Below are 21,731 nucleotides of genomic sequence, written 5' to 3'. Positions count from 1 at the left end.
CCTCTGGGGACGCTCCGCGTCCAGTGACGCGGAGCGTCACGGGCTGCATTCCCACGCGGAGCGTGGGAACGATCAACGATCATCTACCAGGGAGTTAACCCTGCCACTTCCCGCCTTCGACAATCACGCTCTCAGGCTTGGTGTCATCACTCAGATCTTTACGCACATATTGGTCATACAGCTTGAGCAGGTATTTCTCTTCCCCCAGCTTGGCCAACTCCGCGTTCACCCAATCGCGCAATTCGATGTTGCCCTTCTTAACCGCCGGCGCAATCGGCGCTTCGGCACCGAGTTTTTCATCCAGCACTCGGTAGCCCGGGTTCTGCTTGGCCCAGCTGAACAGCACCAGATTGTCCTGCGCGTAGGCATCGCCACGGCCGTTGGCCAGGGCTTGCAGGGACTCGGAGTTTTTCTCGAACTTCAGCAGTTTCCAGTCCGGATGGTTTTTGGTCAGCCAGATATCGGCGGTAGTGCCGGTGGTGACGATGGTGGTGCGGGTCGCCAGGTCATCCAGTTTTTTCACCTCGCTGCCCTGGGGCACCAGCGCCTGCACCGCGACCTTCAGGTTCGGGTTGGTGAATTCCACCGCTTCCTTGCGCTCCGGGGTCACGGTCATGTTGGCGAGGATCAGGTCGACCTTGTCACTTTGCAGGAACGGAATTCGGCTCGCCGGCTCCACGGCCACGAACTCGACCTTGTTTTCATCGCCCAGCAGATCCTTGGCGAATTGACGGCCGATATCGGTATCGAAGCCGACGTAACGCCCCGCTTCGTTGACGAAACCGAACGGCGGCTTGTCGGTGAACACGCCGACGATCAGTTTGTCGCGGGCCTTGATCTTGTCCAGGTAACCGGCCGGCGCGGTGCTTTCGCTGGCGACTTTCGGCTTGGCCGGTTCTTCGGTCTTGTTGCAGCCGGCCAACAGCGCGAGGCTGATCAGCGGTAGTGCGAATAAGGCTTTGGCAGTTTTCATGGCAGTTCCAGTTCCTTGGTTTGAGACGTTGTGGGCGAAGTCGTTGAAGTCAGCGCTTCGACGTAGGAGAACTTCTCCAGGAACTGCTGCGCGCGTGCGGTTTGCGGGTTCGTAAAGAAAAGCTCGGGCGGGTTCTGCTCAAGGATGCGCCCGCCATCCATGAACACGATGCGATCGGCCACCGCGCGGGCGAAGGCCATTTCGTGGGTGACGATCAACAGGGTCATGCCTTCGCGGGCCAGGCCCTGAATCACTTCCAGCACTTCCTTGACCATCTCCGGATCAAGGGCGGCGGTGACTTCGTCGAAGAGCATGACCCGCGGGTTCATGCACAACGAGCGGACGATGGCGATGCGTTGCTGCTGGCCGCCGGAGAGCTGGCGCGGGAAGGCGTCGCGTTTGTCCGCCAGGCCCACGCGTTCGAGCAACGCTTCGGCTTGTTGCTGTGCTTCGCGGCGTTCGCGTTTCTGCACTTTCAGCGGGCCGAGCAGCAGGTTGTCGAGCACGCTCATGTGCGGAAACAGGTGATAACTCTGGAACACCATGCCGATCTGCTGACGCACTTCGCGCCAGTCGGTGGCCTTGTCCAGCAATTCACGGCCGGCGAACTTCAGGTGACCGCTGTGGGCGGTTTCCAGACCGTTGAGGCAGCGCAGCAGGGTGCTTTTGCCGCAGCCGCTGGGGCCGAGGATGACGATGACTTCGCCGGATTTCACTTGCAGGTCGATGCCCTTGAGCACCTGCTGTTCGCCGAAGAATTTGTTGAAACCCTGAAACTCGATCAATGCGCTCATGCTTGCGTCCAGCGCCGCTCCAGCACGCGCGAAGCGGCCGACAGCGGGTAGCAGATGAAAAAGAAAAACAGAAACAGCGCGCCGTAGATCAGCACCGATTCGTAGGTGCGTTCGATGATCTGCTGGCCAACCTTGATCACATCCACCACGCCAATCAGCACCGCCAGCGAACTGGTCTTGATGATCCGCGTGTAGACGTTGATGGTCGGAGGTGTCATGCGTTTCAGCGCCTGGGGCAGCAGCACATAGCCGTAGAGCTGCGCCGCGTTCAGCCCGATCGACAGCCCCGCTTCACGCTGCCCGCGCGGCAACGAATGCAACGCACCGCGCGCCACTTCGCCAACCTCGCTGGCGCCCCACAGCGACAGCACCAGCACCGCACACCAGAAGCTCGGCAGGCTCAGACCGAAGAAAATCGGCAGGCCGAAAAACAGCAGGTACAACCAGACCAGCACCGGGATCGCCCGGAACAGCTCCAGATAGATCCGCAGCAGCGCGTTCAGCCACGTCACGTTGAGCGTGCGCAGCACGCCGTAGAGCACGCCGCCGACGGTGCTGATGGCGATACTGAGGAACGAGATCGACAGGGTTTGCCCGGCGCCTTTGGCCAGTTGCGGCAACGACACCCAGAGCAGTTCAAGACCCGAACTGGCCATGCTGGAGCCTCCTTTCCAGACGGCTCAACAGCAGCGACAGCGGCAGGAACAGCAGCACGCAGATCAGCGTCAGCACGGCGAGCATTTCGTAGGTCTTGTAGTAGAGCGCGATGTAGCTCTTGGTGGTGTAAAGTATTTCCGGCACCGCCACGGCCGAGACCACGGTGGTCTCCTTGAGCAGAAAAATGAAATTGGCGAACAGCGACGGCAGGCTGAGGATTCCCGCCTGCGGCAGGATCACGTAGCGCAGCAACTGGCCGTGGGACAAACCGATGGAGCGGCCCGATTCAAGCTGCGCCTGAGGCACCGCATCGACACCGGCGCGCAGCACTTCAGTGAGGTAGGCGCCGCCGAGAAACGTCATGGTGATGATCGCGGCGCTGAATCCCGAAACCTTGATTCCCAGGGCCGGCAACGCGAAGTAGACGAAGAACAGCTGGATCAGCAGCGGTGTGTTGCGCGCCAGCTCCACATACAGGCCGACCAGCTTTTGCAGGTAAGGCGTGCGGAACACCAGAATCGTCGCATTGAGCAACGCCACCAGCAGCGACGTGCCAATGGCGATCAAACCGACCTGGAGCGTCACGCCCACGGCCTTGAGAAACGCCGGCAGAGTGCTGAGGATAAATGCGTAATCGAAGGTCATGAAACATCCTGACGCCGCTCGGTAAGCGACGGTGGTGCAGTCCATGGACAGCGGGTAACTGTCCGGCAGGCACCGACTTTAAAGGTATAAGAAAAAGAATTTAAATACCGTTAAAGCATATTGATATCACGCAAAAAACTATCCTGCGGGTTTGCCCCGACAGAATAAGAAGGCTATTTTTCCTTTCGCTGTAGGACGGATCTTTTTTTCATGAAAGCCCTCCAAGGACGAACAGCTTTTGGCCAGACTCCCCCGGCCAAACCCATAACAAGGAAGAGAACATGGACGTAAAAGTGCCGCAGCGACCGGACCCGCAGGATTTCGTGAAATGGCTGGTGGCTTTGCGCAGGGCGCTGAAAACCAGCGCTGCGTAGCCCCCACTTCGATCGTTCCCACGTCGAGGCGTCGAACCGTCCGCGTGGGAATGCAGCCCGGGACGCTCCGCGTCCCATCAAGAGCCGAACGCAGAGCGTCCGATGAGGCATTCCCACGCAGAGCGTGGGAACGATCATCGCAAACGCACACACAAAAACGCCGATGACCATCGCTGGTCATCGGCGTTTTTTTTCAACCTTGAAGGGGGTTGCTGTTGCGTCGGATCAGAACGCCGGCAGTACCGCGCCGTTGTACTTCTTCTCGATGAACGCTTTGACTTCAGGGCTGGTCAGGGCAGCGGCCAGTTTCTTGATGGCGTCGCTGTTCTTGTTGTCTTCACGGGCGACCAGGAAGTTCACGTAAGGCGAATCCGCGCCTTCGATCACCAGGGCGTCCTTGGTCGGGTTCAACTTGGCTTCCAGCGCGTAGTTGGTGTTGATCATGTCCAGGTCGACTTCTTTCAGAACACGCGGCAGCAGGGCCGACTCCAGTTCCTTGAACTTGAAGTTGTGCGGGTTCTTGGCGATGTCTTTCGGCGTGGCCAGGGCGTTCTTCGGATCTTTCAGTTCGATCAGGCCAGCCTTCTGCAGCAGGATCAGAGCGCGACCGCTGTTGCTGCCTTCGTTCGGAATGGCGATGGTAGCGCCGTCCGGCAGTTCAGCCAGGGTCTTGTACTTGCTCGAGTAGCCACCGAACGGTTCAACGTGCACGCCTTGCACGGTCACCAGGTACTTGGCCTTGTCGTCCTTGTATTTGCCGGCGTTGAAGCTGTCCAGGTAAGGCTTGGTCTGGAAGTAGTTGGCGTCCAGACGCTTCTCGCCAACCTGTACGTTCGGCTGTACGTAGTCGGTGAAGACCTTGATTTCCAGATCCACACCTTCTTTGGCAAGGGTCGGCTTGATCAGTTCGAGGATCTCGGCGTGCGGTACCGGCGTCGCAGCAACCACCAGTTTCTCGCCGGCCTGGGCCAGGGAAGCAGTCAGAGCAGCCGCCAATGCGGTAAACAACAGAACCTTTTTCATGCAGTGTCCTTATCGAAAATCGGTCGTCATCGACGACGGCATTAATACGTGTGCCAGCGATGTGCTACTGCTGGCGTGAAGCGGACAATACCGGGATTTTTTATTCCCGGACAATAACGTTTATTCAGCTTCATATTCCATTTTGTTCATGTTGAACAAAATGGTTACAACGCCTCGCTCAGGCTCAACAGCAATTCTTTCAATGCCTTACGTTCGTCGACGGTGCCGTTGAGGCTCACGCTCGCCACCTGGCGCTCGATCTGAACCTGCGGCCCAGACACCTCGGGCAGGTTCAGGTGCTCCGGCAGGATTTCGTCGCCGGTGCTCACCAGCAACGCAAAATGAATGACGTTTTCCAGCTCCCGGGTGTTGCCCGGCCAACTGTGCTGTTCCAGCACCTGCTGCGCCGCTTCGCTGATCAAAGGCACCGGCAGATCCAGGCGCTGGCTGTAGATGCCGAGGAAGTACTCGGCCAACGACAGAATATCGCCGACCCGCGCACGCAATGCCGGCAGTTCCAGATGCCCTTCGCTGAGATAGTGATAAAGACGCTCGTGGAATTTCCCCGCCGCCACCGCTTGGGCCAGATCGATGCTGGTCGCCGCCACCAGGCGCACGTCCACCGGGCTTGGTTGATGCGCACCGACGCGGGTGACTTCGTGGTTTTCCAGAGCGGAAAGCAATTTGATCTGGATCGGCAGCGGCAGGTCGCCGATCTCGTCCAGGTACAAGGTGCCGCCGTTGGCCGAGCCGAACCAGCCGGCGCGACTGCTGGCCGATCCGCTGTAGCTGCCGGCGGCGTAGCCGAACAACTCCGCATCGGCGTAGGTCGGGCTGATCGCCCCGCAGTTGACCGAGACAAACAGCCCGCTGCGATCACTGGCGCGGTGAATGTGGCGGGCGAGCAATTCCTTGCCGGTGCCGGTCTCGCCGCGAATCAACACCGAGATCGAGCGCGGTGTGAGCTGGGCCATTTCCTCGCGCAACTGGCGCGAGCGTGGATCGACAAACACCAGCGCCTTGGCGCGGATGCTCAGGGGACTTTTTTCCGCATCGGGAAAGGTCAGCAACGGCTGGCCGAAGGTTTCAAGACTCATGGCAGACTCCCGCCCCAAATCGCCGGGAGACGGGGGCGTTGAAAAAAAAAGTGGTCAGGCACGGCGCCGGGCGTGGTGTTCCATGCGGTTTTGCAGGCGATACAGATAAGCGAATCCCTGCTCCCAGCGTTGATGCCCGGACTTCACGTTGATATGGCCGGCGCCGGCGAGAATCCCCGCCTCAGCGCCCCAGTTGCGCGCCAGCTCCAGCGCACGTGGCGCACTGACGGCGGCGTCGTTGTCGGAGCTGACGACCTGGCTCGGGAAGGGCAGCAGATCGGTCGGGATCGGCGCGAAATTGCGCAGCGCCGGCACGCAGGCCGGACGCTCGACATCCGCCGGCGCAACCAGCAGCGCCCCGCGCACCTGACGCAAGTGATGCAGCGGCGCGGTGGCCGCCCAGTGCGCCACGGTGATGCAACCCAGGCTGTGCGCGATGAGAATCACCGGCGAGCTGTCGGCGGCAATCGCCTCGGCCAGCGCCGCGACCCAGTCTTCACGACGCGGCGTCAGCCAGTCGGCCTGCTCCACCCGCGCGCTGTTGGGCAGGCTGTTCTGCCAGTGGGTTTGCCAATGATCTTCTGGCGATCCTTGCCAGCCCGGCACAATCAGATAACGGATTGATTCGTTGCGCATGGGGGAGCTCTCCTGCGTCGTGTCTGTTCCTGAACGAGTATAGGGACGGGATTTATATTCGTTAAGGAATAAGAAGCTATTTATTAATACCCGAAAAGAATATCAAGCATTGGGCAAAAAAAGGGGCCGCACCCTGCCAAGGAGACGGCCCCGGAAAAACGTGAAACCCTTATCGTGCAGTGATCACCGACAGCTTGGTGATGCCCGCCCGCTCAATCGAAGCCATGGCTCGCGCCACTTCGCCGTAATTCACCCCGTCGTCCGCCTGCAATTGCACGCGCACTTCCGGGTCCTTGGCCTTGGCCGATTTGAGGTTGAATTCCAGCAGATCCGGCTGGATTTCGTCCTTGTTGATAAACAGTTTTCCCGCACCGTCGATGCTCACCACCAACGGGTCTTTCTGCTCGACCGGCGCCACTGCTTCGGTCTTCGGCAGGTTGATCGGTATTGCGTTGGTCAAAAGCGGCGCGGTGACGATGAACACCACCAGCAGCACCAGCATCACGTCCACCAGCGGCGTCACGTTGATCTCGCTCAGCACCTCGTCGCTGTCTTGCGTGGAGAAGGCCATATCAGGACGCCTCCTTCACTTTTGTTGCATTGCCCTGGGCCGCAGCCTTGTGCGCGGTCGGGTGAATCAGCACGCGGAACGCGCTCTTTTGCGCCAGGCTGTAGAAGTCGTGGGCAAAGTCGTCCAGGTCCGCCGCCGTCAGTTTCAGACGACGCAAAAAGTAGTTGTAAACCAGCACCGCCGGCACCGCGACCGCGATCCCCACACCGGTGGCGACCAGAGCTGCACCGATGGGACCGGCGACCGTTTCCAGGCTCGCCGAACCCGCCGCGCTGATGCCTTTCAACGCTTCCATGATTCCCCACACCGTACCGAACAGACCAATGAACGGCGAGGTGCTGCCAATACTCGCGACCACTGCCAGACCGGTCTCCAGCGAACGACGCTCGCGGACGATCTGCTGGCGCAAGGCACGTTCGAGGCGATCTTGATGGTTGATCGCCTGGCTCAGGTCATTGGCCTGCGGCGCCTCGCCCACTTGTATCGCCGCATAACCGGCCTGTGCCACCCGCGCTGCCGCGCCGGGCTGGGTTTCGCTCAACTCGGCGGCGGAGTCCAGACTCGACGCCGCCCAGAAGCGCTTGTGAAATTTGCGGTCCTGCGCCTTCAACCGGCCGAACTGCACAGCCTTGAGCAATGCCAGGCCCCAGGTAGCGACAGAGAAGACCACCAGCAGCCAGATCACCGCGCTTTCGATGGATTCCAGTGGAGATGCCAGTAACGTCATGATGTGTTCCCTCGTGTAAACGTTTAGCGCGAAATTGGTTTCGGTTTAATGAATCTTGAAATCGATGGGTACGCTGACCCAGCCGTCCTGGGCGACATCACCCTGCTTGGCCGGCACGAAGCTCCAGCGCTTCACGGCGTCCAGCGCCGCGTCGTCGAGTTGTTGCCGGCCACTGCTTTTCTGAATCTGGATCTCGCCCGGTTTGCCGCTGGCCAACACGTGCACCCGCAACAACACCGTGCCTTCCCAACCGCGACGCTGGGCCAGCGACGGATATTCCGGCGCCGGGTTCTTCAGGTACGCGGCGTTGGCCGAGGCCGGCGTCACCGGAGCAGGCGCTGGTGGTGCAGGTGGCGCGGGCGCGGCGACCGGGGCGGCCGGTTGTGGCGGCGCCGGTGGTTGCTCGACGGCTTTTGGCGCTGGTTTCGGTACGGGTTTGGCGACCGGTTTCGGTTTGGCAATCGGCTTCGGCTTCGGTGGCGGCTTGGTTGCCAATTCGTCTTCCACCGGCGGCGGAGGCTCGACCACCGGTGCCGGTGGCGGCGGCACAACTACAGGTGGTGCCGGTGGCGCCGGGCGCGAAAACTCGATGGTCATCGGTGGAATTTCCGGCGGCACGATCGGCAGCGCCGGTGTCGGATGCTGGTTGATCCAGTAGATCACCGCGCCGTGCACCACCAGCGCCAGAACGCCGAGCAGAATCGTTTCGCGGCGGCTCAGAATGCCCTTGGGCGCGCGCTGCAAACGCAGCTGCCCCAACGGCACGCGATGGGGCCGGCCGAGATCGACCAACTCGCCGCTCGGCGCCTGGCGCCACAGCACCTCCTGTGCGCTGGCGGCGGTCTGGACATTGCCCATTGATTTACTCCCTGCGGTCTCTTTGCGTTTTTTCGCGTAGCCGATTCGCCGCTTGTTGAATCCCCCACGGCGTGATCGATGGGTCAATCATTGGGCTAGACGCTTATCTCCGAAAGTAATCTTTCATGTTATGAATAGACGTTTATGGAATATATAAAACAGTCATTTCCGCCAAAGCCACGGCCCGCAAGGCTTCCAGCGATTCGCCGGAATCGACATGCTTTCCCGGCATAAAAAGTATTCATCCAAGGCATCGGGTTATCGGTGACCCGGGATTCAGTGACAACTAATACCAAGGTGATAGTTGACGAACTTTTTAAAAGGCAAACAAAAAGGCCGATGCATTTTTAATGCATCGGCCTTCGATTTACGGAATTTCTTATTGCTTCAGAAACTCACCACCCAAGTTCACAACTTCACCATCGAAGTTCACGCGGGAGCCGGTAGCCCGGAGTTTCGCGTAGTTGTGATCAGGCGAAAACAGCGTCCAGGTCTGATAACCACTATTTCCGTTCTGAGCCAGCACCGCGATTGTGGTCGGGTTGCCGGTACTGTTCTGGAAGTGATAGTTCCCGTAACGGATGTCGTAATTCACGCCACCCTGGCTGAGGGTGCCGCTGAAGCTGCCATTGGAATCATTACCGTCGGTGATAACCAGCTTGGCGCCAGAGTTGGCATTTACATAAGTGCCATTAATGCTCGACATAACGAGATTTCCTTTATCGTTGGATAAGTGTCTTCCGATGAGAGCAAGTTTCCTCCTGGAAACTCACGACACTCAGGATGGTTGGACATTCATTTATTGTCCACGCGACTTTTCAACGAAATTGCTATATGCACTATTCATGTCGCTCATAACTTATTTCGATTCGGAAGACTCTTAATAACTAACGACTGGCGTTGGTTTGTTGCACACCAATGGCCGGCGCAATCACTGCCGTCTCCGAACGCGGCGTTCCTGCCGGCACCCAGTCATAACTCACAGGAAGGGCCCGATAGACCCAGTTGCTGATCGCGTCGCTGCCCGGCGCTTTGCCCAGATAAGGGCTGACGTATTCCCAGACGTTTTCACCGCTGGCTGTCACCTGGAAGAACCGTCCGTTCATGCCTTCATCGATCAGCGTGTTGCCGTTGGGCAAGCGCCGTGCGCTGCTGATGAACGAGCTGTAGAACGCCCACCCCGGCTGCTTCGAATTCGCCGCGCTGTACTGCCAGACGATTTCATTTTTCACCGGGTCGATCTCCAGCACCCGCGAACCGGAAATCAGCCCCAGCGTGACGTTCGGGTAACCCGCCGAACCCTGGTTGTCGAACACCAGCAGATTGCCCGCGCCGGGCAGTCCGGCGGGGATGATGTGCGCGTCATGCTGACCGACGAACTGGTCTACCGGGCGCGGAATTTTCTGCGCGGTTTTCGGATTGGCCAACGGCAGATTCGGCCCCAGGCGCCAGACCACCTTGCCGCTGTGTTTGTCGATGATCGCGATGAAGTTCGCGTTGCGCGAATCGATCAGCAGGTTGTCCGGATTGAAGCGCTTGTCGCCGGCATCGAACCACTTGTTCGGCCCCACCAGGCTGAGGTTGTTGATGTGCAGGTAATCCGGATTTTCACTGGCGCGAACCAGCTTCAACTGCTCGGCGGTGAAGCCGAATTCGTTCAAGTGATCCGACGCCAGCCACTGCCATTTCACCTCGCCGGCGGGGCTGACTTCATAGATCACATCGTCGATCACCTCGGGCACCTTGAAGCCTTTGACCTTGTGCACCTTGTTCGCCAGCACCACGGTGTTGCCGTTGCTCAGGCGACGCTGATCGTGATGCTGTTGCGCCGCCCCACCGGGGGCCTTGTCGCCCCACTGCCAGACGACTTTGCCATTCCAGTCCAGCTCGCCGACGCTCTGATTGCCGAGGCCATTGCCAGCGGAACCGAGCTTGCCCGGATCCTTTTCGCTCAGTTGCAACAACACATGGCCACGCTCGCCACCGACCAGTTGCGGGTCGATGATCGCCGACGGGAAACCCGACTGCGGCCAGTTCTTCACCTCGTTGCCGTTCATGTCGATCAGGTGCGTCTGCTTGTCGGCACCGCTGAAGATCACATACTGATTGAAGGCCTTGGCCGGGTCGTATCGGGTGACGCCGGTGGGATAAACGCTCGGCGCGGCGAGCGCCCCGGCACTGAGCACTGCGCCGGACAACAACACCGGTAAAGCGGTTTTGATGCGCAACATGATGCAGCTCCTTGAAGGATCGATCAGAAGTCGTAGCGACCGGTGACGCCGAGGGTGCGCGGCGTACCGAGCAGGCCTTCATAGCCGCCGTTGCCGCCGGTCCACAGGGTCGTGTAGTAGGTTTTGTCGAAGGCGTTTTTCAGCCACAGCGAGACGTCCCACTGACCCTGATTGAAATCGCCGCGCAGGCCGGTGGAGAGATTGACCACCGCGTAACTCGGGATCTGGCCGTAGTCGGAATCTTCGACCGTGCCCACCGCTTTGGAGCGGAACGCGTAACTGCCGGTGACGTAAGGTTGCAGACCGTTATCCAGATTCCATTCGTACTTGCCGTTGGCATTGCCGATCCATTTCGAGGCGCCGACCACCTGATGGCCGCTGAGGTCGCAAGAGGCCGGAGCACCCGGTGCCTGGCTGACTTCAGGCGGGCACGGCGCGTCCTTGTAGGAGAGATAGCTGACGTCGTTGTACGAGCCGTTGAAGTTCAGCGTCAGGCCGCGCAGCGGGATCAAGGTGCTTTCGAATTCCACCCCGCGCGAGCGCACCGAGCCGGCGTTGGTCAGGTATTGCACACGGTTGACGTCGTCGTAGGCGTTGGTCTGGTAAGCGTTGACCTGAGTCCAGAACACGTTGGCGTTGAGCTGCAAACGCCGATCCCACAGCGTGCTCTTGAAGCCGAGTTCAGCGTTGTTGGCGCGCTCGGTGCCGATCAGCAGCGAGTCGGCGCCAGCGGTCGGGGCCGAGCCGACCACAAGGTTGACCCCACCGGATTTTTCGCCGTGAGACAAAGTGGCGTAGCCGAGCAGGTCATCGGTGAAGCGATAGCTGAGGTTGAGCAATCCGGACGGGCTGGAGCTGTACTGATTCAGGTCGCCGGAATCGTAGGCACCGGTGCGACCGCGTCGCGCAGTGGCTGCGGCACCCGTGACAGCGGCGCCACCGACCGGCGCGTCACGATTGACCCAGGCGTTCTTCTCTTCATAGGTGCCACGCACCCCGGCGGTGAAATCCAGTCGCGGGGTCAGGTGCCAGGTGCCTTGGGCGAACAGCGCGAAGCTGTCGGTCTTTATGTGGCCACGGCCGACGCTGTTGACGTTGGCCAGCGCGCCCCGTGGCGTGCCGTTCCAGATATCCGCCTGCGGGCCGTAATAGGCGAAGGATTTGTTGTCCAGATCCGAGCCGAAGTAATAAGCGCCGAGGACGTAATCGAAGAACTCGCCCTTGGGCGACGCCAGACGAAATTCCTGGGAATACTGTTTGTCCTCCACCGACACCCCGGCGTTGTAGGTGGCCGGCACATTGAGGCCATCGTCGTTGCGCGGGGTGAAATTCCAGAAGCGGTAGGAGCTGACCGAGGTCAGGGTGAAGTCGCTCGGCAGGGTCCAGTTGGCCTCCACCGATGTGCCGCCCTGATGCACGGTGACGTGCTGGTCGTTGTCCAGATTGACCTTGCGGTGCGAGCCGTTGACCAGCGTCGCGCCGGCAGCGGCGGCGCGGGCCGAGTAGAGATTGACGCCATTGATGGTCGGCCCGGTGTTGTACAGCACGCGGGTGCCGGCGCTGGAATCCTCTTCGTTGTAGTCACCGATCCAGCGCAGGTTGAAATTCTCGTTGGGCTTGAACAGCAGTTGCGCCCGGAAGCCGTCGCGGGAGCCGCCGTTCAGATCATGGCCGTTGAATTCGTTCTTGATGTCACCGTCGCTGCGGGTGCGATAGGCAGAGATGCGTCCGGCCAACTGATCGTTGAGCGGCCCGGAAAGCGTGCCCTTGGTCTGGAAATAACCGTCCTCGCCGACCGACGTTTCGATGCTGCGCTCCGGGGTAAAACTCGGCGCGCGGGTGCTGATGTTGATCACCCCGGCGGTGGTGTTCTTGCCGAACAACGTCCCTTGCGGCCCGCGCAGGACTTCGAGTTGTTCAATGTCCATCAGGTCGAACACCGCCATCCCCGGACGACCCAGGTAAACGTTGTCGATGTACAGCCCGACGCTGCCTTCCAGACCATCGCTGGCCGGGTTGTTGCCCAGGCCCCGGATCGACACGCTGGACTGGCGCGCATGCATGTAGGCGACGTTGACGCTGGGCACCAGTTGCTGCAGATCCTGAATCCGGTAGACCCGCTGCGTCTCCAGAGTCTGGCCGCTGACCACGCTCATTGGTGTCGGCACGTCCTGAGAACTTTCTTCGCGACGGCGGGTGGTGACGGTCACGGTTTCCAGTTGCGAAGTGGCGGTCGCGGTCTTGCCGGCCGGTGCTGGCACAGGGGTTTCCGTTTCAGCGGCGTAGCCGTGGGTCCAGCTGGCACTCCCCGCCAGCAACAGGGCCAGAGGCAGACGTTTGAGCCGTCGTGGCGGCGGCGGTGAAGCGAGGTTCAACGGACTCATGGGACTGCTCCTGGTCAAAAAACACGCAGACATCTTCCGTGCCGCATATTCTTTTAAGTTATTTATTTATGTTTTTACAAAGATTTACTGCATAAGAGATTGCCTTTATAAGGAGTCGACCTAATGCATATCCAATGCATTTCCCGGATATTTTTTATGTGAAAAATGCATATCGACTTGCGCCAGCTCAGACACTTCATCGCCCTTGCCGAACAACGCAGCTTCGTCGCCGGCGCGCAGGCGGTGAACCTGTCGCAGTCGGCGTTCAGCCGCAGCATTCAGGCGCTGGAGCACAGCGTCGGTTGCCAGTTGGTGGATCGCGGACGCAAGGAATTACCGCCGACCAAACAGGGCCAGGTGCTGCTTGAACATGCGCGGCGGCTGGTCAGCGGTGCGCAGCAGATGGCCAACGAGATCAGCCAGTTCAACGGGCTGGAGGCCGGAGAGTTACGCTTCGGTTGCGGCCCGGCGCCGGCGGCGGGATTAATCCCGCGAGCGATCGGCAGCTTCATCGGCCGCTACCCGAAAGCGCGGGTGCATTACCTGGTCGATGACTGGCAGAGCCTGAGCAAAAGACTGCTGAGCGAGGAGTTCGAATTCTTCGTCGCCGACACTCGGCACTTCGAGGCGGACCCGGATTATCTGACCCACCGCTTGCGGCCACGCAAATGGCATTTCTGCTGCCGCGCCGGGCATCCGCTGGGCGCTTTCGAGCGAGTCACGGCAGAGCAACTGATGAGTTATCCACTGGCCGTGAGCATTCGCCCGCCAAACCTGCGCAAGGTCATCGTCGACCTCAGTGGCCGGCCGGATTTCGTCCCGAACGTAGAGTGCGAGAACAGCGCCAGCCTGCTCGGCGTGGTGTTGCGCTCCGATGCGATCGGCATCGTCGGTGCCTATTCGGATGCACTGCATCAAGCCCGGGGTGAGCTGGTGTGCTTGAAGGTCGAAGGGTTGGCGGATGATCTGGAGGAGCTTTACACCCGTTATGGAATCGTCAGCCGCGCCGGATATCGGTTGTCACCGTTGGCCGAGGCGATGATCGAGCAGATCAAGGCGATTGATGCGGTGGATGAAGAAGTGTGTTCACTGGCGAACCTCGCCGTCTGAGCCCATGCGTTTCATGCATGGCAAGCATTCCCCGAATGCACTTGCCGAACACCCTCGCCGAAAGCGAAAAACCTCGCCTGTCTTCCTGACTGGTGAACCCCATGTCCAACCCGCAAAACCCCGTGCGCAACGTGCTGTACATCATGTGCGATCAACTGCGCCGCGATTACCTGTCCTGCTACGGCCACCCGCACCTGCACACGCCAAACATCGATCGCCTGGCTGCGGCCGGCGTGCGCTTTAGCCGTGCCTACACCCAAGGCACGATTTGCGGACCGTCGCGGATGTCGGCCTACACCGGGCGCTATGTCAGCAGCCATCAGGTGGCGTGGAACGCCGTGCCGCTGCCGCTGGAAGAACTGACCATCGGCGATTACCTGAGACCCCACGGCATTCGTACTGCGCTGGTCGGCAAGACCCACGCCACGGCCAACGTGGATGCCTTGCAGCGGTTGGCGATCAACCCTGAAAGCGCCCAGGCCGAAGTGCTGAACGAGGTCGGCTTCGAGCCGTACTTTCGTCACGACGGCATCTTCCCCGACGACCCGCTGTTCGATGACAAACGCGAATCCGCGCCATACACCCACTACCTGCGCGAGCAGGGTTTCGAAGGGCGTAACCCCTGGCATGACTGGGCCAACGCGGCCGAAGGCGACAACGGAGAAATCCTCAGCGGCTGGAAAATGCGCAATGCCCATTTGCCGGCGCGAATTCCCGAGCAACATTCAGAGACTGTCTACACTACAAATCGAGCCATCGACTTCATCGGTGAGCAAGGTGAAAAACCGTGGTTTTTACACCTGTCCTATATCAAACCCCACTGGCCCTACATCGTACCGGCGCCGTACCACACTTTGTACAGTACGAAATCGATTCTCGAACCGGTACGTAATGCCTCTCCAAGCGACCACCCGGTCTATCAGGCCTTTCGCCAGCATGAGGAAAGCCTGAATTTCTCCAAAGATCTGGTACGACTGAACGTGATCCCGACGTACATGGGCCTGGTCAAACAGGTCGATGATCAGTTGGGGCGGCTGTTCGATTTCCTGCAAAGCAACGGCCGCTGGGAGGACACGCTGATCGTGTTCACCAGCGATCACGGCGACTTCCTGGGCGATCACTGGCTGGGTGAGAAGGAGTTTTTGCTGGAGCAGGCGGTGGGCGTTCCATTGATCGTGCGCGACCCGCGTGCGGCGGCGGACATCACACGGGGCACGGTGGACGAACGCCTGGCGGAAACCATCGACGGCGTGCCGACCTTTCTCGAAGCGCTGGGCGTGACGGGCGCCGAGCATCGCCTGGAAGGTCGCTCGCTGATTCCGCTGCTGCACGGTGAAAACCCCGACTGGCGCCGCTATGCGATCAGCGAATACGACTACGCCTTCCAGGCCCCGGCACGGGAGCGACTGGGCCAGCCGATCGACCGTTGCCGCATGACCATGGTGCGCAGCGAGCGCTGGAAATACCTGGCGTATGACGGCTTCCGGCCGCAGCTTTTCGATCTGTTGAATGACCCGCAGGAGCTGCAGGATCTGGGCGCGGACCCGGCGTATGCGGCGGTGCGCGAGGAGCATGCGGGGCATCTGTTCGAGTGGGTGCGCGGGTTGAAGCGGCGCACGACGATCAGTCATCAGGAGATCGATTTGCGCGGGCAGCGGTTTCGTTATGGGGAGCCGGAGACCGAGAAGATGGTGCAGATCGGCGTTTGGTGACAGTGATCGCTCCCCCCGCCGAGGTGCTGATCGTTCCCACGCTCCGCGTGGGAACGCCTCAATGGACGCTCTGCGTCCGCTTTGGGACGCGGAGCGTCCCGGGCTGCATTCCCACGCAGAGCGTGGGAACGATCATTCAAACGCCGACGATTTCTGCGCCTTTGATGGTCTGGCTACGCTGCCCATTCGCCCCGACCGGCACTTCCCCTTTCAGCGTCACCCGACGCACCACCCGATCCTGAGTGCCGTAATCATCAATCGCATAATGCTGCGTCGAGCGGTTATCCCAGATCGCCACATCACCGGCCTTCCAGCGCCAGCGCACGACGTTCTCCTGGCGGATCACATGGCTCTGCAGCAAGCCGAACAGGTGCGCCGAATCGGCCTGGGAATAGCCCTTGATGCGTTTGACGAAATGCCCCAGCAGCAAGCTCTTTTCGCCGCTGATCGGGTGTACACGAACCACCGGATGTTCAGTCTCATAAACGGTCGAGGTGAAGATCTTGCGATAGCGCTCAAGCTTCTCCGCCGACACGTCCGGCTTCACGGCGGCGTAGTCGTATTCGTTGCTGTGCACGGCCACCAGTTTGTCCGCCAGCTCGCGCAACTCGGTCGGCAATTCGTTGTACGCGGTCGCGGTGTTCGCCCACAGCGTGTCGCCGCCGAACGCCGGGGCCACCACCGAGCGCAGAATCGAGGCTTTCGGGTAGGCATCGACGAAGGTCACGTCGGTGTGCCACGAGTTGGCGCGCTGCCCTTCGGCGCCGTCCAGCTCCAGCAGGTAACGGGTGCCCTCGCGGGACGGCACAGTCGGGTGCGCCACCGGCTCGCCGAGCAAATGCGCAAAGGCTTCCTGACGTTGATCGTCGAGCTGGGTCTGCTCGCGAAAGAACACCACCTTGTACTGGATCAGCGCCTGTTGAATGGCTTCAACCGTCGCGGCATCCAGCTCACCGGACAGCTGCACGCCACGGATTTCGGCGCCGATACGGCCGGCCACCGGATGGATGTCCAGCGTGTGGACAGCGGGTTTTACAGCGAGTGCGGCATTGCTCATGGGTAGACCCTCATCGACTGCTTGCGGTTGGACGGCAGCGAAACAACGCTCTATCTATATTCCATTTACATCTAATAGATATTCACATGCTTCGTTGACGGAATAAGAGCTTGCATTTAAAACCTCAAGCAACCTCGTCGCAAATGCCTTCGAGCTATTTTTAGGATGCCGGAAAAGCATATGGATCTTCGCCAGTTGCGCTACTTCATCGCCCTCAACGAACACCGCAGTTTTGTCCGCGCGGCCGACGCCATGGGCATCACTCAACCGGCGTTCAGCCGCAGCATTCAAGGGCTGGAGCAGGAGTTCGGCTGCGTGCTGGTGGATCGCGGCAACAAGGATCTGCGCCCCACGCCCGAAGGCCAGGTGGTGCTGCAACACGCCCTGACCCTGGTGCAAGGCGCGGCGTTGCTCAGCGCCGAGGTGACGCAGATGACCAAGCTCGACGCCGGCGAACTGCACTTCGGTTGCGGCCCGGCGCCAGCGGTGAAACTGGTGCCGGACGCGGTGGCGCAATTCATCAATGCGCACCCGAAAGTGCGCACCTGTTTTCAGGTGGATAACTGGGAAAAGCTCAGCCGCGCCCTGAGCCGCGAGGAGATCGAATTCTTCATCGCCGACATCCGCCATTTCGAGTCCGACCCGAACTTCCAGACCCAGCCGCTGACGCCCAAGCGCGGGGTGTTTTTCTGCCGGCCGGGGCATCCGCTGCTGGCCAAGGAAAGCCTATCGACCAACGACATGTTCGACTACCCGCTGGCGACCACGCTGATCCCGCCAGGCATTCGCAAACTGCTGGCGAATCTCAGCGGACGGATCGACTTTTCGCCGACCATCGAGACCGAGCACTTTCCGGCGCTGGTGAAAGTGGTGCTGCAATCCAACGCGATCGGCGTGGGTACTGAAGAGGCGTTCGTCGAGGACATCGCCCAGGGCTCGCTGGCGCTGCTGCACTGGCGCAATCTGCCGCAGAACCTGGAGAGCATGAATGCGCGGTGCGGGATTGTGAGCCGTACGGGATTTCGGCTGTCACCGGCGGCGCGGGCGATGATCGAGACGTTGGTGGCGGTGGATAAACAGGCGATCAGCGTCGCGGTATGAGGGTCATTCCCACGCCTTGCGCGGGAATGACCACATGACTCATAGCTTTGCAGCCGCCAGTTCAGGCGCCACCCACTCGTTCACCTTGAACGGCTTGCGGATCAGCTTCTGCTGCGCCGCCAGATCCACCTTGCCCTGCAGGTTTTCGAGGAACAGCGGATCCAGTGTCGAAGGGAAGACCTCGCTCAGGTTCTGATCCTTCAGATCCTGGGTCAGGATCACCGGCGGATAGCTCGCCAGCCCCGACACAAGCTGTACATAGGCGTCCTTGTTGCTGTCCTGCGTCAACCACTCCACCGCCTGCTGCTGCGCCTTGAGCAGTTTTGCCACGGCTTCCGGATGCCCATCGACAAACTTGCCAGTTCCCACCAGCACCGACTGCACACTGCCGGCGCCACCGAGATCCTTGGTATTCAGAGGCAACTCGGCCAGGCCTTTGGCCTGCAACGCGGTCAGCCCGGAGCTGCCCCATGACGCATCGATCTGCTTCGCCGCCAGCGCCGCTACCGCTGCGTTGAAATCGAGGTTGATCACCTTCACGTCCTTCTCGCTCAAACCCACGCTGGCCAGCGCCGCATCGAACGACAACTGGGTCGCAGTGCCGCGGAAGATCGCTACGCGCTTGCCTTTGAGATCCTGCAGCGTCTTGATCCCCGAACCCGGCACCACGCCCAGGTATTGCTTCACGCCCCGGGCGCTGGCGCTGAGCAGACGCGTATCCAGACCGTTGGACTTGCCGATGATAGCCGCCAGATCTCCGAGATAGGCCAGGTCCACCTGGCCGTTGGCGAACGCTTCGTTGATCACAGGCCCGGCGCCTTTGAAGAAGCTCCACTGAATCTTGATGCCTTGATCGGCGAAGGCCTTTTCGAAGATCTGCTGATCGCGCAGCACGTCCACGATGCCCCCGCCGCTGTGCTGGGTACCGGCGCTCAGATCAGGCACGGCAATCCTGATTTCCTTGAGCTCGTCGGCCTGGGCAGAGAACGCCAGCAGCCCCGCCAGCGCCGGCGCGGCAAACAGACTGATGACACGTTTGAAAGGAAGGTTCATGGGTGCGGCTCCTGATCACGGCGGGCATTGAGGAGCCGAAAGTAGGCACATTCCGCATCAACGTTTAAATACTTAAAAAGCACATTTTTATAGCTTTAAACGCTAAGCCAGAGTGCACAGGGCCTGTAGATCGATATGCATGCAGAGCATCGAAAATATTCTCCGAATGCATTGGATGCGCATGGGCTGGAGGCCTTAAATGGTCTGGCTTATCTCCCAATAGCATTGAATTGAATTTTTATATATCAAATTTGCATACCGCACTTCCATGAAGGCAGGCCTGCCTGCAACCCGACAACGGAGGTCACCATGGCCCGACAATCCCTGCTCAGCCTGCCGCTGCCCGCACCACCGCTGAAAGCACTGCGCTCATGGCCAAGCCTTGGCCAGCGTGTGCTGCCGTGGCTGCTGCCCCTCTCCCTGTTCGCCCTGTGGTGGCTGGCGGCGCGCAATCAATGGATGAGCGAACAGATCCTGCCCGCGCCGTCACTGGTGTGGAGCAGCGCGATCGAGCTGTCCCAGGGCGAGTTGTGGAGTCATTTGTGGATCAGCCTGCAACGGTTGTTCTGGGGCCTGCTCGCGGGCGTTTCCGCCGGCGCAGTACTCGGCGCGGCGCTGGGCTTCAGCCGCCGCCTCGAACGCCTGATCTTCCCGACGTTCGCCGGCCTGGCCCAGGTGCCCACGCTGGCGTGGATTCCGTTGTTCATGGTGTTTTTCGGCATCGGCGAAACGCTGAAACTGGTGGTGCTGGTCAAAGCCATCGTGGTACCGGTGACCTTGCATACGCTGGTCGGCGTGCGCGATGCGCAACCCAAGCTGCGCGAAGCCGCCGCTGTTTTACGTTTGCCTCCACGACTGTTGATCCGCCGACTGGTGCTGCCCGCCGCCCTCCCGGCGTTCATGGCTGGCGTGCGTCTGGCGCTGGCCGCTGGCTGGACCTCGTTGCTCGCCGTCGAGCTGCTGGCCTCCAGCGAAGGCATCGGTTACCTGATGGTCTGGGCGCGTCAGTTGTTCATGCTCGACATTGTCTTCGTGTGCATCGTAGTGATCGGCCTGATCGGCGTGGCGATGGATCGCGGCATCGGTCTGCTGGACAGGAAACTGGTGCACTGGCCGCACCCGGCCACGGCGGAAATTCGTCGCGGCCCGCGTTATGAAGGCTGGCAGCGCGTGCAGCCGTGGCTGCTGCCACTGGCGCTGTTTGCATTGTGGCAACTGGCGGTCGACCAGCAATGGATCGATGCCAACATTCTGGTCAGCCCATGGGTGGTGCTTGAGGCAACCAAAAACGGATTGCTCGACGGCACGTTGATCTCCGGTATGGCACTGAGCCTGGGCCGCACACTTGGCGGCCTGTTGATTGGCGGCGGTCTCGGCCTCGGGCTGGGTTTGCTGCTGGGTCTGTCACGCACCAGCGAACGCGTGCTCGGCCCGACCCTCGCCGCCCTGCGCCAGATCGCGATTTTCGCCTGGGTGCCGCTGCTCACCGCGTGGTTCGGTCTGGACGAACTGGCGAAATGGGTGTTCGTCGCCCTGGCCGCTTTCTTTCCGTTGTTTGTCGCGACCCAACGCAGCGTCGCCAACCTCTCACCGCAGCTCAACGAAGCCGCGCAGGTGCTGCGCCTGAGCCTCGCCCAACGCCTGCGCCGACTGGTGCTGCCGGGGGCCGCGCCGGGGATTTTCGCCGGCCTGCGCCTGAGCCTGATCTACGCCTGGCTCGGCACCATCGGCGCCGAATACTTCATGCCGTCCAACGGCGGCATCGGCAGCCAGATGATCGGCGCCCAACAACTGCTGCGCATGGACCTGATCATGGCCGGGATGCTGCTGGTCGGCCTCACCGGCGCCCTGCTCAACCTCATTGGCCAACGCCTGGAAATCCGCGCCACCCGCTGGAGACACGCATGAACGCACCGATTGTCAGCTTCAACCATGTAGGCAAATCTTTTGACGTCGACGGTTTCGAACTGGAGGCGATTCGCGAATTCAACCTCGACATCGCCGAGGGCGAATTCGTCGCCATCGTCGGCTCCAGCGGCTGCGGCAAATCCACCTTGCTGCGTTTGCTGGTGGGCCTCGATACGCAGTTTCGCGGGCAGATCACAGTCGATGGCAAAGCCGTCAATGGCATTGGCGGCGAGCGCGGCATCGTGTTTCAGGAACACCGTTTGTTCCCGTGGCTGACGGTGGTGGACAACATTGGCCTGGGCCTGGTCAACGAGCCGCTGAGCGCCGCTGAGAAGCAGCAACGCATCAATGATTTCATCGAGCTTGTGGGTCTGCGCGACTTCACCCGCGCCTACCCGCATCAACTCTCCGGCGGCATGGCCCAGCGCGTGGCGATTGCTCGCGGTCTGGTGGCCAGCCCACGAATCCTGCTGCTCGACGAACCCTTCGGTGCCCTCGACGCGCTCACCCGCCAGCAGATGCAGGACGAACTGCTGGCGATTCGCGAGCGGGCAAAGATCACCACGATTCTGGTCACCCACGATGTCGAGGAAGCGATTTTCCTCGCCGACCGCGTGGTGGTGATGGAACCGCGCCCCGGCCGGATCAAGCGGGTGGTGGACATCGCCCTGCCCCATCCGCGCCAGCGCAGCAGTTTCGACTTCCATCAGCTGCGCGAAGAACTGCTGCATGAACTGACCAGTGACGACCATTACCAACCGAGCGCACCGGTACAGATCCGCGATCTGCCGCTGTCGTTCATTGCCTGCTGAACAGGAGC

The 21,731-nt window shown here is 60.7% G+C and carries 20 protein-coding genes; 5 read left to right on the top strand and 15 right to left on the bottom strand.

Features of this window, described 5'->3' with window-relative positions; translation table 11 throughout:
• Positions 1-94: 94 nt before the first annotated feature.
• The 13 genes from AC07Y2_RS05115 to AC07Y2_RS05055 all read right to left on the bottom strand — a co-directional run bounded on the left by AC07Y2_RS05115 (position 95) and on the right by AC07Y2_RS05055 (position 12,970).
• Positions 95-973, bottom strand: a complete 879-nt coding sequence (locus AC07Y2_RS05115) for a transporter substrate-binding domain-containing protein (protein ID WP_103385562.1) — start codon at positions 971-973, stop codon at positions 95-97.
• Positions 970-1,767: an amino acid ABC transporter ATP-binding protein gene (locus AC07Y2_RS05110; protein ID WP_103385561.1), complete on the bottom strand. Its 798-nt coding sequence runs from the start codon at positions 1,765-1,767 to the stop codon at positions 970-972. The genes AC07Y2_RS05115 and AC07Y2_RS05110 overlap by 4 nt, the downstream gene beginning before the upstream one ends.
• Positions 1,764-2,423, bottom strand: a complete 660-nt coding sequence (locus AC07Y2_RS05105; protein WP_007952770.1) for an amino acid ABC transporter permease — start codon at positions 2,421-2,423, stop codon at positions 1,764-1,766. Before AC07Y2_RS05105 ends, AC07Y2_RS05110 begins: the two co-directional genes overlap by 4 nt.
• Positions 2,404-3,069, bottom strand: coding sequence for an amino acid ABC transporter permease (locus tag AC07Y2_RS05100; protein ID WP_074689410.1), 666 nt, complete (start codon positions 3,067-3,069; stop codon positions 2,404-2,406). The genes AC07Y2_RS05105 and AC07Y2_RS05100 overlap by 20 nt, the downstream gene beginning before the upstream one ends.
• 599 nt (positions 3,070-3,668) lie before the next feature.
• The gene (locus tag AC07Y2_RS05095) at positions 3,669-4,466 is read right to left on the bottom strand and encodes a MetQ/NlpA family ABC transporter substrate-binding protein (RefSeq protein WP_011331930.1); all 798 of its coding nucleotides are present in this window, start codon (positions 4,464-4,466) and stop codon (positions 3,669-3,671) included.
• Between the two features lie 164 nt (positions 4,467-4,630).
• Positions 4,631-5,563, bottom strand: coding sequence for a sigma 54-interacting transcriptional regulator (locus AC07Y2_RS05090; RefSeq protein WP_103385560.1), 933 nt, complete (start codon positions 5,561-5,563; stop codon positions 4,631-4,633).
• Between the two features lie 54 nt (positions 5,564-5,617).
• The gene (locus tag AC07Y2_RS05085) at positions 5,618-6,199 is read right to left on the bottom strand and encodes an alpha/beta hydrolase (protein WP_007952774.1); all 582 of its coding nucleotides are present in this window, start codon (positions 6,197-6,199) and stop codon (positions 5,618-5,620) included.
• Positions 6,200-6,368: 169 nt separating this feature from the next.
• The gene (locus tag AC07Y2_RS05080) at positions 6,369-6,770 is read right to left on the bottom strand and encodes an ExbD/TolR family protein (protein ID WP_003220570.1); all 402 of its coding nucleotides are present in this window, start codon (positions 6,768-6,770) and stop codon (positions 6,369-6,371) included.
• Between the two features lies 1 nt (position 6,771).
• Positions 6,772-7,497, bottom strand: coding sequence for a MotA/TolQ/ExbB proton channel family protein (locus AC07Y2_RS05075; protein ID WP_039764509.1), 726 nt, complete (start codon positions 7,495-7,497; stop codon positions 6,772-6,774).
• A 45-nt stretch (positions 7,498-7,542) separates the two neighbouring features.
• Positions 7,543-8,355 (bottom strand): energy transducer TonB, encoded by an 813-nt coding sequence (locus tag AC07Y2_RS05070; protein WP_103385559.1) that lies wholly within the window; start codon positions 8,353-8,355, stop codon positions 7,543-7,545.
• Positions 8,356-8,734: 379 nt separating this feature from the next.
• Positions 8,735-9,061: a hypothetical protein gene (locus tag AC07Y2_RS05065; protein ID WP_039764506.1), complete on the bottom strand. Its 327-nt coding sequence runs from the start codon at positions 9,059-9,061 to the stop codon at positions 8,735-8,737.
• A 181-nt stretch (positions 9,062-9,242) separates the two neighbouring features.
• Complete coding sequence (locus tag AC07Y2_RS05060; protein ID WP_103385558.1) at positions 9,243-10,586, bottom strand: aryl-sulfate sulfotransferase; 1,344 nt, start codon at positions 10,584-10,586, stop codon at positions 9,243-9,245.
• 23 nt (positions 10,587-10,609) lie between these two features.
• The gene (locus AC07Y2_RS05055) at positions 10,610-12,970 is read right to left on the bottom strand and encodes a TonB-dependent receptor (protein ID WP_085647925.1); all 2,361 of its coding nucleotides are present in this window, start codon (positions 12,968-12,970) and stop codon (positions 10,610-10,612) included.
• A 165-nt stretch (positions 12,971-13,135) separates the two neighbouring features.
• Between AC07Y2_RS05055 and AC07Y2_RS05050 the strand changes: the two genes are divergently transcribed.
• Both AC07Y2_RS05050 and AC07Y2_RS05045 read left to right on the top strand, forming a co-directional pair.
• A complete protein-coding gene (locus AC07Y2_RS05050; RefSeq protein ID WP_103385557.1) occupies positions 13,136-14,080 on the top strand; it encodes a LysR family transcriptional regulator in 945 nt (314 codons plus the stop codon).
• Between the two features lie 101 nt (positions 14,081-14,181).
• Entirely contained in the window at positions 14,182-15,792 is a 1,611-nt protein-coding gene (locus AC07Y2_RS05045; protein ID WP_103385556.1) for an alkaline phosphatase family protein, read from the top strand.
• 136 nt (positions 15,793-15,928) lie between these two features.
• Here the strand turns inward: AC07Y2_RS05045 and AC07Y2_RS05040 are convergent, their stop codons facing one another.
• Positions 15,929-16,849, bottom strand: coding sequence for a TauD/TfdA dioxygenase family protein (locus AC07Y2_RS05040; RefSeq protein ID WP_103385555.1), 921 nt, complete (start codon positions 16,847-16,849; stop codon positions 15,929-15,931).
• A 180-nt stretch (positions 16,850-17,029) separates the two neighbouring features.
• Between AC07Y2_RS05040 and AC07Y2_RS05035 the strand changes: the two genes are divergently transcribed.
• Positions 17,030-17,950: a LysR family transcriptional regulator gene (locus AC07Y2_RS05035; RefSeq protein ID WP_041475105.1), complete on the top strand. Its 921-nt coding sequence runs from the start codon at positions 17,030-17,032 to the stop codon at positions 17,948-17,950.
• A 39-nt stretch (positions 17,951-17,989) separates the two neighbouring features.
• On the opposite strand, the gene AC07Y2_RS05030 is transcribed toward AC07Y2_RS05035, so the two are convergent.
• Complete coding sequence (locus tag AC07Y2_RS05030) at positions 17,990-19,003, bottom strand: ABC transporter substrate-binding protein (RefSeq protein ID WP_011331920.1); 1,014 nt, start codon at positions 19,001-19,003, stop codon at positions 17,990-17,992.
• Positions 19,004-19,312: 309 nt separating this feature from the next.
• Here AC07Y2_RS05030 and AC07Y2_RS05025 point away from each other — a divergent pair, with 309 nt between their 5' ends.
• Positions 19,313-20,911: an ABC transporter permease gene (locus AC07Y2_RS05025; RefSeq protein WP_103385554.1), complete on the top strand. Its 1,599-nt coding sequence runs from the start codon at positions 19,313-19,315 to the stop codon at positions 20,909-20,911.
• Entirely contained in the window at positions 20,908-21,723 is an 816-nt protein-coding gene (locus AC07Y2_RS05020; RefSeq protein ID WP_103385553.1) for an ABC transporter ATP-binding protein, read from the top strand. The genes AC07Y2_RS05025 and AC07Y2_RS05020 overlap by 4 nt, the downstream gene beginning before the upstream one ends.
• Positions 21,724-21,731 lie beyond the last annotated feature (8 nt).

The sequence above is a fragment of the Pseudomonas sp. GW456-12-1-14-TSB6 genome (genome assembly GCF_059424205.1).
Note: the sequence above shows the minus strand (reverse complement) of the source record. Positions and strands in the feature narration are given on the sequence as shown.